The following is a 16,007-nucleotide window of genomic DNA, read 5'->3' on the forward strand; positions in this document are numbered from 1 at the left end:
AAGTGGACAGTTTGTTCTGCAGAAGTTATCAGAGCCAATTCCGTAAAGAATATGCTATAAGGCAACCCATAAATTTCCTTACACGGCTTTAAATAAGACACTTTGCATTCTTGACAATTAGCTGCAGACTATATTTGGCGTATAGGTCGTTACCTTAATAATTCATTTGTACAAAAAATATGTCGAGGTAAGCAATTTGTTTTTTGCTTACCTCGACATTTGTTATAGAACCCTAAGAATAAACCTTCTTAAAGCATTTGTGTCCTATAGAGGGGTAGCATATCATATCAACATTTGACAGCTTTTTTTTATGGTAGAATGGAAGATATTCGTAACATGCGGGAAAGTGTTATACTATCAGAAATGGTGATATTTATTTAAGGAGAAATAAATGTGGATAATTTTGTTGAAATTGGAATAATTGGAGATTTTGATTTAGAACGTCAATCCCATAAGGCGACAAACGAAGCATTAAATCACTGTGCGAATTATTTAGGAATTAAAATAAAAATACAATGGTTAAATACTGAGTCTTTGGAAAGAAATATCGATCATATTAGCGGCTTTGATGGATTTTGGTGCGCACCTGGTGTATATAAGAGTGAAAAGGGTGCATTAAATGCAATTCAATTTGCAAGAAAAAATAATTATCCATTTATTGGGACATGTGCAGGTTTTCAATATACAGTCATTGAGTATGCACGGAATAAATTAGGATTAAATGATGTACAACATGCGGAATATAACCCAGATGCTTCGAATTTAATTATAACTCCGCTATCATGCTCTTTGATTGGAGAAACACGTAAGGTTTTTGTAAATAAAAATTCGATGATTTACAAATACTATAATAAAACAGAGATTGAGGAACGTTTTAGTTGTACCTTTGGACTCAATCCTAAATATCGACAATGGATGGATGAAAGTGGTTTTAAAGTAGTCGGCACAGATGAGCAAGATGAAGTAAGAATACTTGAATTATCCCAAAATAAATTTTATATAGCTACATTATTTCAACCTCAACTAAGCTCATTACCTACAAATCCTCATAAACTTATTTTAACATACTTAACTTGTTCGAAAGAATTCCATTTAAAGCGTTATTGACGTACTAGAAAATATTGTGAATAGCGAGGCTCATCAGAGTGGTGTTTTCAACAGGTGGTTATATAAGCGTCACTGATAAAGTAGTCAAAATCGTGAAAACAAAGGAGCGATATTATGATAAACAAAGTATTAATTTCCGGTGCAAATAAAGGGATTGGTTTTGAAACTGCCCGTCAATTAGGTCAACAAGGTTGGTCAATCTTATTGGGAGCACACGGAGTGAGAAACGTGGCTTAGCAGCCGTGGCGGAGCTTAAATTTGAGCATTCCAACAGTTGCCAGTGATTTCTTTGCACCTTTCGCTTATATGACCAGTAAAGCATCATTAAACTCAATGATTGCGGCTTTTGGTGCGTACTATACAAAAAATAATATCTCAGTTGAAATATTTGGTGTGATGCCGGGCGGGATTACGACTGATTTGAACGGAAATATGACAGGATCATTCATGAAGACCCTTCCGCAAGGGGGCAAGGTCATTGTTGACCTTTTAACGGATGGAAAGCATCACCAAGGCAAGGTATTGAACGAATATGGTGTGGCTATGGATTATGAAGCGAATTACTTACTAAAAGCGTAAAATCCATATTAAGCCTGCAAAATAACGGGCGTATTATGAATTATACAAAGACGAGGTGCTGACAATGGCAATTTACATCACAGGTGATATTCACGGTGAGCCACGAGAACGGTTTGCTAAAGCGTACTGCCGTGGTGGTCTGCTAAATACGGCAAGTCTTGGGGTGACAAAAAACGGTTGAATTGGCTTGCGAAACAGCCCTATACAACCGTTTTTGTCGATGGTAATCACGAAAATTTTCATTTGCTAAACAATTTACCAATAAAAATATGGAATGGTGGGCACGTTATGGCATCAGAAATATTATTAGATGGTTGGATTAAAGATGTAAAAAAACGGACTAGTGGAATATTATCCATGAGGCCTAAGCGCCCTTTTCGAACCGTTGATTCACGATCTCCAGAAGAATCTGATGCATTAGCGTATGCTGTGATGCTAAATTGGAATAATGCACTTGAAAGTGGGGTATTAAAAAGAGGAACCGGATGGAAGTTATAGGATATGTACCAAAAAAAAATGTCTTAAAAAATATGCTCATAAATCAAGTTGATAGTTATAAAGTGGAAAATTTTTGAGCTATACAGTCCAAGCTTTATAGGCTTAAGTAATTTGGAGCTCTCTGGTTAAGAGCAAAGAACTTTGGAAAAAAGCTCAGAAAGATACTGAAATAAAAAATTTATTAGCACCAGAAATTGAACGTTGATTAGGTTCGGACTGGTGCTTTTCTTATGAATAAAAAAGGTTAGACGGATAGACCTAAAGCGTGACAGCTTTAACGTGTCGTTTTTGCTATTTGAATAACCAACTAAATTTGAAAAATTCAATACAATTAAGGGTATTAGAACCTTCCCTGTTGGCCCCTGAAATACAACTACCAGAAGTGCTATATAAAAAGGTGGTTTGGGAAATAGAGTATTTATGTTTATAAGAAGCTTTATTCTAAAATATTTTACAACTTTTAGAAAATTCGGTAAGTATCAGTGTATTCCGCTGGTAGTTGATGCATGAGATTTTCTGATAACGCTAATTAATGAAGGAATTTACATAAAAAATATGGAAATAATGGTTTTGAGAAGATTTTTTCATTATCAAACGATAATGTTACATAAAAACCGAGGGGATAATGCTATGGAAAAACAGGAATGGTTCTTTAGGTTCTGTATTGGTTATTTAGTGTGGATGTCTCTAGGGTTATTAGTGACAGGACAAAATGCTTATGCACAAAGTCCACCTCCAGAAATATTTAATATTGAACATAGGTGGCCAGCAGATATTGATAGTCCATTTGGGAAATATACTACAACGCGAATCAAGCAATATTTATCAGAGTTTCCCAAAGAAGCCGCAGAATATGGTGTAATTGAACCCGGTGACGAGGTTGAGTTAGTGACGACGGTTCTCTATACGTATCCAGTGAGATATCCAGTTTATATTAGAGCGATGGAGCCGAATTTATATCGAGACTTATCTAGGATGAATGGAAATAAACTGCTTCCACAGAAAGGGGATTATATTTACCTTTTGGCTTATACTGGAGAAGGGCTTTATTTAGCTTGGTATGAAAATCAAGTTTTATATGTACCAGGTGATGGTATTCAAGGCCTGGCTGTTTCTTATAGAGGTGGGAAGGGATACAACAATTGGGGAGATTACGAAGCTATAGCTGCACCTGAAAACGATTTTTGGATTTGTGTAAAAACTAATGAAGATAAGGCAGGGTGGCTCAAATATACCAATTATAATGATTGGCAGGGGAGATATAAAAGCAGCATTTTCTATACAAAATAAGGGGGGCACCATGGAGACGTGTCTTTTTTTGTCAATAAAAGCGATACTATAAGGAAAAGAGTCCGGTCTGATGGGGAGGCGGGTTGGCTTCACAATCGGAACTGAAATGCAAAAAAAGCACTGGATGGAATCGAAACGACACAATCCAAAAACACAGTCGGCTCTGTACAGGGATATAACGAATCAGCTTTCAGAATTTCAGGATAGTAGATTTATTATAATCATGTTCAGGAAATGTCTTGATTTATGGTACCATTATAATATTGAAAAAGCTGACAAAATAGACATGTCCCCATTGGCACTTAGTAAGACATTATCATATATCGATCACAAAACAGTATATGGGGTACATTAAGTAATTGACTTATGAAGTTATGTATGAAATGAAATTCCCTATTTCGGTTAATGGGGTATAAGGGGACATATCATTTTTAGATGAAACGACAAGAAGTCAGTTTCGTATATAGGCGATTTGCTGATTTTTCATGCAAGGTCGCTGGACATCAGTAGATGTGCAGCGGTCTTGTTTTCATTAATAATGTAAAAGCAAGATTTAATACCGTGTTACACTGTTTACTGGTATGGTTACAATGTAATGGATTATTGCCTAAAATTCTGTTTATGGTACTTTTTAGTTGAAAATATTTATTTGTAATTTATTAATAGAAGATGATACAATAAGTCGTATATATTGGTTATTAAATAAAGGCTTGGAGCGGAATTCTAAGTAAGGATGTGATTTTCTATGTTGAATAATCTAGCAGTACCGAAGTATGTACAACTGCAAAATATTATAAAGGATAAAATAATTACGAAACAATATCATAATGGAGATAAAATTCCTTCAGAAACTGAATTGATGGGGACTTATTCTGTTACGCGAACGACAATACGTAAAGCATTGAGCAATCTTGTTTATGAAGGATTGTTGCGAAAAGAACAGGGAAAAGGGACTTTTGTAAACTTTCAAGATATAACGCATAGTATGTGGAATTTTAGTGGTTTTACAAATTATGCAATGTCGAAAGAGCAAATACCAGTATCTCGTGTTTTGGATAAAGCTATTATTGAAGTGGATGGACACTCGTTTTTTAAAATGGTACGCGCTAGAGGTATGGAAACTAATTTAAGTGTTTCATGGTATACGATTGATACATCGCTAACTCCATTGAAGTTGTTTAAAGGGATTGAAAAAAAAGATTTTTCTCTGCTTTCCTTATATAATGTGATGAAAAAAGATTATAATATTATTCCCAAAACAGCATCGCTTGAGGTCAGCGCGGTGTCTAGTACAGCGTGGACTCGTGAAATATTAGCATATGACCAAGATGTTCCATTGGTGCGAGTGAAAGGGTCTATTTATAGTGATAAAAATATTGAGATTGAACGAGTAGATGTTGTTTATAATCCAAATGTAAAGATGCATATTATTACTAATATGTCAATAAATGATAAATGATTTCAGCCATTTTTGCAAAGAAAGTTTTATTTTTAATATAATGAAGTTCTGTTTATTTCGTAAGATTATATAAAGAATGAGTGAGTACTTGATGATACCATTGCGTCAGATTGGACTAAATGCTATAAAAGCGGACATATCGGCGCGGTTGACGTCAAGTTTATTCCATTTAATTACGAACAGTATATTGATGTATATACAAGAGGTTGAAATTTCTTTATTTAATCTCACGTGAAATAGAATAATATCAGCAGGCATCTTTTTACCGGGGATGTCTTTTTGTTATACATTTTAGGCATAACAAACATTCTTTTTCAAGCGAAAAATATTCAATTCATAATTTAATTAATACAAGTTAATTGAATATTGACATAATTAAATATTTATATTACAATTAACTTGTACGCACAACTGTATGAGTTGATTGCGATATAATAATTTGGAGGAATTATATGAGAGAACGTATATTAGGTGCTTTATATGGGATGGCATTAGGTGATGCGATGGGAATGCCATCAGAACTTTGGAGTCGTAGGAAGATAAGAGAATTTTTTGGTGGAAGAATTACTGATTTTTTAGATAGCCCATCGGAAAATCCTGCGGCTATTGGTTTGAAACGTGGTGAATTTACGGATGACACGGCGCAGGCATTAGTAATTATTGACTCGTTGATAGAGAATAATTATGTTCCAGATCGAAAGGTAATTGCTAAAAACCTTATTGCTTGGGCTTTAAAGACAGATGCTTTTGATAAAAATATTCTTGGACAAAGTTCAAAGGCTGCGTTGCGAGCAATTCAAGATAATATGGATCCTGAAATTTATACCGTTAAGGCAGTAACAAATGGTGCAGCAATGCGGATAGCACCAATAGGGTGTTTGTTTCCTAGTGCGGAAAAAGAGAAATTAGCAGAATATGTATTTCATATTAGTGAGGTAACGCATAAAACGGATGTGGCGATTGCTGGTGCTGCAATGATCGCTGCAGCGGTGAGTTCTGCAATAGAGGATAAAAGTTGGGAGGATATAATCAATAATGTGTTCTCGATTTATCCAATTGCTATGAAATTCGGACATGAAACATATAGTGCATCTTTGGCTGCACGTTTGGAACTTGCATTGAGTTTGGCAGATAAATACCGAGGGAATGAACCCGGTTTTACGCAGTCAATTTATGATTTGATTGGAACAACAACTATGACGAGTGAGGCGGTTCCAGCAGCTATTGCTATGGCATATTTTAATCGTGAACCAAAAGAATGCAGTATATCTTGTGCTAATTTGGGCGGTGATACGGATACAATTGGTGCAATGGCCGTAGCTATATGTGGAGCAAAGTATGGGGTGAAAAATTTTGATTCATATTTGATAAAAACATTAAATGAGAGTAATAAAATTGATTTTTTACCGTATGCAGAAAGCTTGTTGCAACATAGAAGAAAAAACCATTAAAGCACACTTTTAAGGAGCAGGTCATCAGATTTTATTCTATCAGAGCAAAGATTTAGAAAGGAGTATACATACATCTATATATGTACTTCTTGTGCATATGAAAAACTGAGAGATAAAGAAATTCCAGAAGAAAACTAAGATATATGAGGAGGAATAATCATGGTAGCAGAGAAAGAAAAAGTATTTTTGTTGGCAGATGAAAGACAGGATAAACCTTTTGGGCTTTTTTTCCTTTATTGTGCGGCAAATATGGGGATTCTTGGACTTGTATATGGTGCTATTGTATTAGGATTTAAATTAAGTTTTTTTCAGTCTGTATTAGTTACTATTTTAGGGTCTTTTTCTTATGGAATAGTAGGTCTAATGAGTCTCGCAGGAAAAGATACAGGAGCTGTGACTTTTGTGCTTTCACGTGCGTCTTTTGGCTTTAAAGGAAATCTTATACCGGCAATTGCTGCTCTTATTGGACATGCGGGATGGCTGTCGATTAATGTTTGTACAGGAACGTTGACATTACTAGCTTTGTTTTTGACTCTGGGAATTCAATCAACTCCGATGATCATGGGAGTGAGTTTATCAATTTTTATTGCATTGGTTCTTATTTCTGTTTTTTTCAGTCATGAAATGTTAGTGAAAATACAGACGGGATGTACGTATTTGTTTGGCTTTTTGACTTTGGTGATTCTATTCGTCATAATTCCAAAAACAAACTGGGCTGTTTTGTCTGCTATGCCGAGTGGTGATTGGTTGGGAAACTTTTTGCCGGCATTAGCTTTTGTTATGGCAGGAACCGGTATTGGCTGGACTAGTTATGCTGCGGATTATAGTTGTCATCAAGCACCCATGAATTCTTCAAGGAAAGTTGCTTGGGCTGTTACTTTAGGCGGTGTCGTTCCGTTAGTCTTAATGATTATGGTTGGAATATTACTTTCTACACAAGTGCCTGATTTGGCGAATTCAGCAAATCCAATTGAAGTTATAAAAGGTGCTTTACCCACACAATTAGCGATGGTATATTACATCACAGCAGTTGGGGGACTTACACCTCAATGCTTTTTAGGACTGAAATCTTCTAAGCTTGTTTTAAAGGCAGCGAATCTTATTTTGAACGAAGCAATGATTTTTATTTTCCAGGCATTGGTCATTACGATTATTCCAATTTATATCTTATTTGTAGCACAGGATTTTCAAGGAACTTTAGAAGGTTTTCTTGGCATTATTGGAAAGCTGTTAGCCGCATGGTCATCGGTATTTCTAGTGGATTATCTGATGTTGCGCAAAAAACAGGGATATTCAGAAGAACTACTTAGTAATCCGGAAAAAAATAAAATTAATTATAAAGGGGTTATCAGCTGGATTGTTGGATTTGTAATAGGATTGTTATTTTCTAAGACATTTTTCTTTAATGGACCATTTTCTGCGGGGATTTTTGAGGGTAATAGTCTGAATGTATTGTTGACATTGATTATTAGTGGAACTTTATATTTCTTTTTGAATTTACATAATGGTGAGGACAGTACAGCTGACATTAGCATACAAAAATAATGGAAGAGAATAAAATGGAGAAAAGCATATGAAAAATAAAAAACTTGTTTCAAATAAGAAAATTTTAATTTTAGGTTCAGCGGTTATTGATGTTATTATTAATATTGAACGTTTACCAAAAGCTGGAGAAGATATTACTGGTGTGCAAAAAGGTCAGAATGTTGGTGGATGTGCATACAATGTAGCTAAAATATTAAAACATCTTCAAATAAAACATGATTTATGTGTACCGGTAGGGAATGGTCCATATGCAGATATTATAAAAAGTGAATTATACAATCGTAATCAATCGATTTTGATAGAAGATACTAGTGCAGATAATGGATATAGTTTGTCTTTAGTAGAGGCTGATGGAGAGAGAACTTTTATTACAGTAGATGGTATTGAAACTAAATGGTCATCTTCCTGGTTTGAAAATATTGATATACAGATATATGATTATATTTACATTTCAGGTTATGGGTTTCAAGACGCGAATGATAGTGGGGACGTTATTTTGTCATTTATTCGGCATAAAAGAATGGATTGTCAGTTGATTCTTGACCCGGGACCACGTCTTATTGGGAAAAGATTTAAAGATGAAGTTTTAAAAATGAACACGATTCTTGAACTTAATGAGCAGGAAGCAAAAGCTTTGGCAGAAAATGAGGATATATTTTTGGCTGTAGAGCAGCTGTATGCTGTTACGCAAAATCCGATAATTGTAACAATGGGAAGCAAGGGGACTTTATGCTATACGTCGGGAAAATCCGAATTGGTTCCTGTACAAATAGTGAAAGCCATTGATACTATTGGTGCAGGAGATTCACATACAGCCGCTTTTATTGCTGGAATTGCTGCAGGCTATGAATTGAGAGATGCCTGTGTATTAGCAAATGATATTGCATCTAGAGTTGTCCAACATGTTGGATGTTGTGTTCTGTAATTAGTTCAATTTGCTATTGTCATTAAGGGGTAGTTATGATTGGTAAGGAGAATGATTCATAAATCGTTTTTTCGAAATATATGTCTAATGAATGATAGTTTTATTCATTGCATAGTGTTATAATTCGGTTGATTTATAGTAGAATGAATTATATTTTAACAATCTAAAGGGAGACTTGCAAGTATTGATTTTTATTTCTAGATTTGAGAGATTCCCAAATAAAAATCCGCATACTTCTTGGGGGTGCGGACAAAAATTTAGACTCTGGATAGGTTACCCTAAACCGGACAGATAAAATAAGGCCAGGTCCACGTTAGAAACGTGTATCTGATAATAAAGAAATTGCTATCTCTGGCTGCGTATTAGGTAGTAATTTCAATACGATTAAAATTTCTATAAGATAAAAACAATATTAGTCGCATTTTATATAACCAAAGTGGTTCGACAATCGATACAGATGGTTGACCAGTAAATTCAATGTGTTCAGGATTTTTGGCACACTTTAGTCAATGGGTTTTGGGCATAATTGATTAATAATTGTGTTTTGCAAGGTCCTTATAAAAGCAAATAATGTGTAAATAAGTCCGACGAAAAATTTTCGTCGGACTTATTTGGTGCGCCCGGCATGGGCGTTTACTCGTCGGTGAAAGTTCGATACAGGGGTTTGATAGTGCCAACCGTTAGTTTAAGATAAGGGTGTCCATCGTGAGGTGGAATCTGAAGGAAATTGGCGGCAAAGTTCTGGTTTGAGGAACACGAACTACATATAAGGCATATTCTGCATCCACACCGAACTGGTAGATATTGTAGGTGGTTTTAGTTGTTGATTACGCATGTCATCTTTCTTCATGCGCATTCATCAACGGTATAACCCTAGACATAACGGCAGCAAAAAATGCAATGTAGTACGATTGATTATAATAATGGTTTAGCAGAAGAAAGTATCAATAATTAAAGGCTATTAAACGAAGTATGTATGGATGGTGTAGTTTTGAAATGTTACGTAAAAAAATTCTAAGACCTGAAAACTACCTTTTCAACTCAGTGTAGAAAGAAGCAATTTATTGATTAATTTGTAATACGTCTTAGTCTATGTAATTTATACACAACTAACGGTAACTACTTCACGTTATTTTCAATAACCATTTACGTTGCCATATACATTTATTTTATCTGATATTTTTGTACAAGCGGAAATGAATAATAAAATTGTTTTTACTGTGGCAAACGATACTTGCTGCGTTTGTCGGATGTCCCTTTAAACTGATGGAGCACTCGGTATTGTGAAATACTAAGTTCTTCCCATTCTTTAAAAAGTTTAAACAGTGTTTGCGCTGAAGAAAAGCCAACAAGTTGGGCAATCTTTTCGATAGAGTAATTCGTATCGCATAAGTAATTTTTAGCGTAATTCAGTCGATATATGCTTAGGGTTTTACCGAAGCTTGTTCCAAAATATTTTTCAAAAAGTCGACTGATGTGGCGTGGGGTAACATGCAGCGCATTAGCTACATCAGTTAATGTAATGCTTTCGTTGTAATGTGCATGCATAAATTTAGTGATTTCAATTGCCATTGTTAAATGAACCTGTTCTTTTTCGGTTGAAACTGGCGTGGGCGGAATGATATTGCGAAACGCATTAATTATAAATTCGAAATAATAATTGCGCATCATAAGTTGCCAGCCAAGGCTTTTGTATTGTATTTCTTCTTGTATTTTTGGAATCAACCCTCCAAATTGGCTCTGGTCTGCAGCTACAAAATATTCTCTTTTTTTGATGGTATCGAAAATGGAATCCATAAACTCTTTTTCAAATTGGGAAGAATCTTGCTTATGAGTACTAATGCGCTCATGATAGTTGAACACCATAACAAAATATTGTTTTTGTACATTTGGCTCGTAAATGGAACCATGCTGTACTCCCGGTGCAATCAGCAGAAAGCGTTTTGGGGATAAAGCAACGATCCGGCTATTTACCCGAATTTTTGAAATTCCCTCAAGAGCATAATAAATTTCATAATCACAATGATTATGAGAGAATTCTACAGCGCTGTTATCCAGAAGCTCAGTATAATTCACTTCAAAATAAAAACTAGACATGGGAATTTGCACTAAAAAAGGAAAGTATAATAATTTATTTGCCTGCCTATACATCTGATATATTCAACTCCATCCCATTTTTTTCGTATCCACAGAATATTTTTCCAACTTAATTAGTTGCAACTAATTAAGTTGGAAAAGGACTTACTTGTTGCTTAAAATGTCTGTTTCGACGATTGCAATTTTTTCGGGGTAAGTTCATATGTAATTTATAGGATAATACAAGGATAATATTAATCAGATTATTCCAAATTTTTAAAATAATGTATATACGTTCTTTAAAAAAGACCTCTATATTATTATACCTATCTTTTTCAGATATTGTTAGAAAAATCTATTTAATTTAAAATAATAACAGAATAAAAAAATTGCAATGAAGTGAGGTGACATGGCAAACGCAGTATCAGCATCTCTTCGTCATAGAGAAATGTCTCAATCAATTATTTGCATCGAGCAAGTCCTCTGAATCCTTCATTCATAAAATAATAAAATGGAGTTGGTGTAATATGGGAAAATCTCTGAATCTATTCGAAAAAAGCGCTCCCAACCCCGGTTTTTATAAGCTTGGCAGAAAAGAAATAGTAGGTTATTCGCTTGTCGATGGCGGGATGAATTTGGTTTTTCAATCACTGCTTATGTTTATTACCTTTTTTTACACGGATGTATATGGTCTGTCCGCCGCAGAAGTATCACTCTTATATTTTATCGCCAGAGGATGGGATCTCATCTGGGATCCCTTGATGGGCGTTATTGCTGAAAGAATGAATCCAAAAACAGGCAAGTATAAACCATACCTTGCGTATGGCTCTATACCATTCGGCATTATTGCAATTCTAACATTTACAGTTCCCGAATTGGGACATGATGGGAAATTAGCTTGGGCTTATGTGACATATTTTCTATTGAATACATTATATACGTTCATCATTAATCCTTATATATCCTGTACTACCGTTATGACCGCCGACCCTGTACAAAGGACAAAACTAAATTCAGTCAGAATGACCTTTGCCCAGAGTGGCGGTGTGGTTGTTGCCCTGTTCATTCCGATCCTTTCAAAACTTTTCGGGCAGGGAGATACTGCGCTTGGCTATCAACTGACTATGGTGCTGCTTGTATGTATTACATGTTCCATCTTGTTTTATAGCTACACTACAGTGCATGAGCGCATTAAAATTAGATCCCATCTCGACCCCGTTACCTTAAAAAATTATATATATCAGATTACACATAATCAACCGGGAGTCATTCTTTTTTTGCTGTTTGTAGGTGCTTATGCTTTTTCAACGATCACATCTACAGCAGGTATTTATTATATGACTTATAACGTCAACAGACCGGATCTTGTGGCAATATTTAGTGTATTAAATGTTTTGCCATCTGTGATTTCCGTACCTTTTGTACCGCTACTGTTTCGGACCATACATAAGAAAAACACCGTTGCGCTAGGCTTTTTTTTTGGCGCTGTAGGATGTGCAGCCTTGTATGTAGTACCTTATTCTCAAATCTTCATGATCATGACCTGCAAAACAATCAGTGCCCTTGGCTATGGTTTATTAATGGGCAGCCTATGGTCCATCATCCCGGACGATGTTGAATATGCGGAATACAATACCGGTAAAAGATACCCGGCCATTGTGTACACGCTGATTACACTAGGATTAAAGGTATCCATGGCTGTCGGCGGAGTCATTCCCGCATGGATATTGGCAAGTGTCCGTTATGTTCCCAATATACAGCAGACTCAAGAAGCGAAAGATGGAATTTTATTCATGTCATCTGGTTTGCCGGCAATGGTGTGCATTGTGACACTCATTATCTTCTATCTTTTTTACTCTCTCACGGAAGACCGCGTTACCTCAATTATGGCTGAATTGGATATACGTCATAAAAATACCCAGGGTGTCGCAAAATATGAACTGCTGGAGGATATGGAAGAAAATCCGCGGATATGAGACTACATCAAAAAGAGAAAATGTGTGCTGATGTATTTCTCTGTCATTTAAGGCAGTAAACCGAAGTGGATGCCACAGCCAAATGACTGGCGATATTTATAGTGGTTTGTATTCAACCAGATATTTCTATTCAACAAACAGAGGAGGTTTTTATTTTGAAAAGTGTTTCTGTTATTAAAGTCGGAAGTCTAAAGGATCCGAATGAAGCCACACGCGGAAAAGTGCAGGTAGTGGACATTCCCGAACAACTCATAGGTGACGAGGATGTTAAAATCAAAGTGGCTTATTGTGCCATCTGTGGTTCCGATCCGCATTTGGTAGAAAACATTTTCGGGTGGGATGTTCCATTTGGAATAGGACACGAGGTTTCAGGCGTAATTATGGAATTGGGTAAAAACGCTACAAAGAAAGGGCTGAAGGTCGGTGACCGCATCGCGGGTAATTTTCTAAAATTCTGCGGTACGTGCTATTATTGTCAAAATGGGCAGCAGCAGTTCTGTGAATACGGCAATGATTCTAATCACCCGGGTATGAGCGAATATATTGTCTGGCACGAATCCCAGGTTTATAAACTACCTGATGATGTAAGCCTGAAAATTGGCTGTTTGCTTGAACCGGTATCCATAGCAGTTCGAATTATGGATAAAATCGGGATGAAAATTGGGCAAAGGGTTGCCATTTGCGGAGGCGGACCGATTGGTTTGTTGGCAATACAGTCACTAAAAATGTATGGAGCAACCTCTCTGACACTGATTGAACCGATTTCAAATCGACGTGACTTCGCAGTGAAATATGGTGCTGACTATGTCATTGACCCTTTGACACAGGATGTGGTAGAGGTTTCAATGTCACTGACCAACGGTCGTGGTTTTGATGTGGTAATCGACTGTTCCGGTTCCGTAAAAGCAGTGAATAATCTGCCCCAAATTACTGCCAAAGGCGGCAAGCTGATTTATGCAGCCATGTATCCAAATACATTTGAAATGCCTCTTAACCTTTATCAATACTGTTATTTTAATGAGCTGACGATTACTGGACTATATGTGGCGCCTTATGCGTTCCCAAGAGCATTGCAGTTACTGCCTAGAATGCAGCTTGAAGATTTTATTGCCAAAGTTTATCCGATTGATCAGGTAGAGGAAGCTTTTGCTATGCAAGTAGAAGGAAAATACCCGAAGATTCTGATCCAATGTAATTCATTTGAAAAAGAATAAATATACAGTAAAGGAGAAAAATCATATGTATCAATATAATATAGACATTGAAATGGTAAAACAACTGGAAGAAAAAGCATTTAAAATAAGAAAAGATCTGTTGAATTTCATTTACCGTATAGGCATGGGACATTTGGGAGGAGAACTTTCCATTGTGGATATGGCTGTAGCACTTTACTATAAATATATGAACTATGATCCGAAAAATCCAAAATGGGAAGACCGTGATCGATTGATACTCAGCAAAGGGCATTGCAGCGAAACCTTATATACCATTTTTTCGGATATGGGATGCTATACAATGGACTACATGGTAGAGCATTTTGAAACGCTGAGTACCGCAAAATTTGGCATGCATTCCAACAGAAAATACGTACCGCAAATTGAGGCTTCGGCAGGTTCGCTGGGGCATGGTCTCCCGATCGCGCTGGGACTGGCACTGGGAGCGAGAAAACAAAAGAAAAACTGGAGGACCTTTGTCATCGTGGGAGACGGCGAATTGGATGAGGGAAGCAATTGGGAAGCGATCATGGCCGCCGGACATTACGAACTTGGCAATTTGGTTGCAGTTGTGGACAAAAACAAACTGCAGATGACCGGGCTCACTGCACAGGTTATGAATATAAATCCGCTGGATCAAAAACTTAAGGCATTCGGTTGGGATGTCATCAGCATTGATGGGAATGATATGTATGCGGTCTGCGAAGCATTACAATCGCTTGCTCCGGCAGATCCGGTTTCGAGAAGAAAACCTATTTTTATTATCTCCAATACCATTAAAGGTAAGGGAGTTGATTTTATGGAAGGCAATGTAAAATGGCATGGCGGCGCTATTGCGAAAGAACAACTAGATGAAGCGCTGACCTCGGTGAACAAGAATAGGAAGGTGAGATAACCATGGCGGTAAAATCTACTTTTGATTTTGATCAGATGTTATCAAATGCAAGAGAAGCATATGGTGAAGAATTGATGAAAATGGCAAATGATGGGCTTGATTTTGTATTTACCTACAGTGATAATGTGGCACCATCATCCAGCGCAGGAAAGTTTATCCAAAAATACCCCGATCGCTGCTTTAATTTTGGAATTGCAGAACCCAATCAGGTTGGTGCTTCGGCCGGTCTCGCGCTGTCAGGACAGACTGTGTTCGCCCAAGTGTTTGGACCATTTCTTCCATTGAGAGCGGCTGATCAGGTTCATACGGATATCGCGTATAATGACGTCAACGTTCGTCTCATCGGCACCCATGCCGGCGTAACGGCGGGAGGTGGACCAACGCATAACTGTATTGCCGACCTTGCGCTATACCGTGCAATTCCAAACCTTACGATTGTTGTGCCTGCAGATGCAGGACAGTGCTGTAAGGTGATCCGACAATCTATGTCATTCAAAGGACCAATGGTCATTCGTATTGACCGTGGCGGCTCTCCGAATGTATATGCGGATACTAACTATGAATTTGAATTCGGCAAGGCAATTGAAACTGTACAGGGGACTGATTTAACTATTATTTCCGCGGGATCCAGTGTTTACTGGTCCATGATGGGGGCAAAATTGTTAAAAGAAAAACATGGAATTCATGCACGCGTCATTGATATGCATACAATCAAACCGCTAGATACTAATATGCTTTTAAAATGTGCAAAAGAAACTGGAAATATCGTAACAGTAGAAGAGCACTCTATTAATGGGGGACTTGGCGGTGCAGTTGCTGAATTTCTGCTGGAAGAAGGTTTCTGCGGTAAATTCAAGAGAATTGGTTTACCGGATGAATTTGCGGTACTTGGTGATCCGGATGAAGTATATAAGTACTATGGAATGAATCCAGAGGGCATTGCAAGACAAATAGTAAAATTAATGAAAAAGCAAAATAAATGATATTTGTAC

14 protein-coding genes are annotated in these 16,007 nt (G+C 36.7%); 13 read left to right on the forward strand and 1 reads right to left on the reverse strand.

Features of this window, described 5'->3' with window-relative positions; translation table 11 throughout:
- Positions 1-393: 393 nt before the first annotated feature.
- The 9 genes from BMY14_RS06790 (at position 394) to BMY14_RS06830 (ending at position 8,854) form a co-directional block, all read left to right on the forward strand.
- Positions 394-1,107, forward strand: a complete 714-nt coding sequence (locus BMY14_RS06790) for a CTP synthase C-terminal region-related (seleno)protein (RefSeq protein WP_091830356.1) — start codon at positions 394-396, stop codon at positions 1,105-1,107.
- Positions 1,108-1,221: 114 nt separating this feature from the next.
- A complete protein-coding gene (locus BMY14_RS21000; protein ID WP_281246422.1) occupies positions 1,222-1,344 on the forward strand; it encodes a hypothetical protein in 123 nt (40 codons plus the stop codon).
- Between the two features lie 21 nt (positions 1,345-1,365).
- Complete coding sequence (locus BMY14_RS06795; RefSeq protein WP_143063145.1) at positions 1,366-1,686, forward strand: Rossmann-fold NAD(P)-binding domain-containing protein; 321 nt, start codon at positions 1,366-1,368, stop codon at positions 1,684-1,686.
- A 288-nt stretch (positions 1,687-1,974) separates the two neighbouring features.
- Positions 1,975-2,184, forward strand: coding sequence for a hypothetical protein (locus BMY14_RS06800; protein ID WP_143063146.1), 210 nt, complete (start codon positions 1,975-1,977; stop codon positions 2,182-2,184).
- A 630-nt stretch (positions 2,185-2,814) separates the two neighbouring features.
- Positions 2,815-3,474, forward strand: a complete 660-nt coding sequence (locus BMY14_RS06805; RefSeq protein ID WP_019555632.1) for a hypothetical protein — start codon at positions 2,815-2,817, stop codon at positions 3,472-3,474.
- Between the two features lie 745 nt (positions 3,475-4,219).
- Positions 4,220-4,933, forward strand: coding sequence for a GntR family transcriptional regulator (locus BMY14_RS06815; protein ID WP_091830362.1), 714 nt, complete (start codon positions 4,220-4,222; stop codon positions 4,931-4,933).
- A 452-nt stretch (positions 4,934-5,385) separates the two neighbouring features.
- On the forward strand, positions 5,386-6,384 hold the full coding sequence (locus BMY14_RS06820) for an ADP-ribosylglycohydrolase family protein (RefSeq protein WP_091830364.1): 999 nt from the start codon (positions 5,386-5,388) through the stop codon (positions 6,382-6,384).
- A gap of 159 nt (positions 6,385-6,543) precedes the next feature.
- Positions 6,544-7,929, forward strand: a complete 1,386-nt coding sequence (locus BMY14_RS06825) for a purine-cytosine permease family protein (RefSeq protein WP_091830366.1) — start codon at positions 6,544-6,546, stop codon at positions 7,927-7,929.
- A 28-nt stretch (positions 7,930-7,957) separates the two neighbouring features.
- The gene (locus BMY14_RS06830; RefSeq protein ID WP_091830368.1) at positions 7,958-8,854 is read left to right on the forward strand and encodes a PfkB family carbohydrate kinase; all 897 of its coding nucleotides are present in this window, start codon (positions 7,958-7,960) and stop codon (positions 8,852-8,854) included.
- A gap of 1,215 nt (positions 8,855-10,069) precedes the next feature.
- Here BMY14_RS06830 and BMY14_RS06835 read toward each other — a convergent pair.
- Complete coding sequence (locus BMY14_RS06835; RefSeq protein ID WP_091830370.1) at positions 10,070-11,005, reverse strand: AraC family transcriptional regulator; 936 nt, start codon at positions 11,003-11,005, stop codon at positions 10,070-10,072.
- Positions 11,006-11,457: 452 nt separating this feature from the next.
- On the opposite strand from BMY14_RS06835, the gene BMY14_RS06840 reads away from it, so the two are divergent.
- The 4 genes from BMY14_RS06840 to BMY14_RS06855 all read left to right on the forward strand — a co-directional run bounded on the left by BMY14_RS06840 (position 11,458) and on the right by BMY14_RS06855 (position 15,998).
- Positions 11,458-12,906, forward strand: coding sequence for an MFS transporter (locus BMY14_RS06840; protein WP_091830372.1), 1,449 nt, complete (start codon positions 11,458-11,460; stop codon positions 12,904-12,906).
- 221 nt (positions 12,907-13,127) lie between these two features.
- Positions 13,128-14,120, forward strand: coding sequence for a zinc-dependent alcohol dehydrogenase (locus BMY14_RS06845; RefSeq protein ID WP_218144884.1), 993 nt, complete (start codon positions 13,128-13,130; stop codon positions 14,118-14,120).
- Positions 14,121-14,145: 25 nt separating this feature from the next.
- Positions 14,146-15,015 carry a transketolase gene (locus tag BMY14_RS06850; protein WP_091830376.1) on the forward strand — a complete coding sequence of 290 codons (870 nt, stop codon included), beginning with the start codon at positions 14,146-14,148 and terminating at the stop codon, positions 15,013-15,015.
- Positions 15,016-15,017: 2 nt separating this feature from the next.
- Complete coding sequence (locus BMY14_RS06855) at positions 15,018-15,998, forward strand: transketolase family protein (protein WP_091830378.1); 981 nt, start codon at positions 15,018-15,020, stop codon at positions 15,996-15,998.
- Positions 15,999-16,007 lie beyond the last annotated feature (9 nt).

The organism is Propionispira arboris (genome assembly GCF_900109225.1).
Taxonomy (GTDB): Bacteria; Bacillota; Negativicutes; order Selenomonadales; family Selenomonadaceae; genus Propionispira; species Propionispira arboris.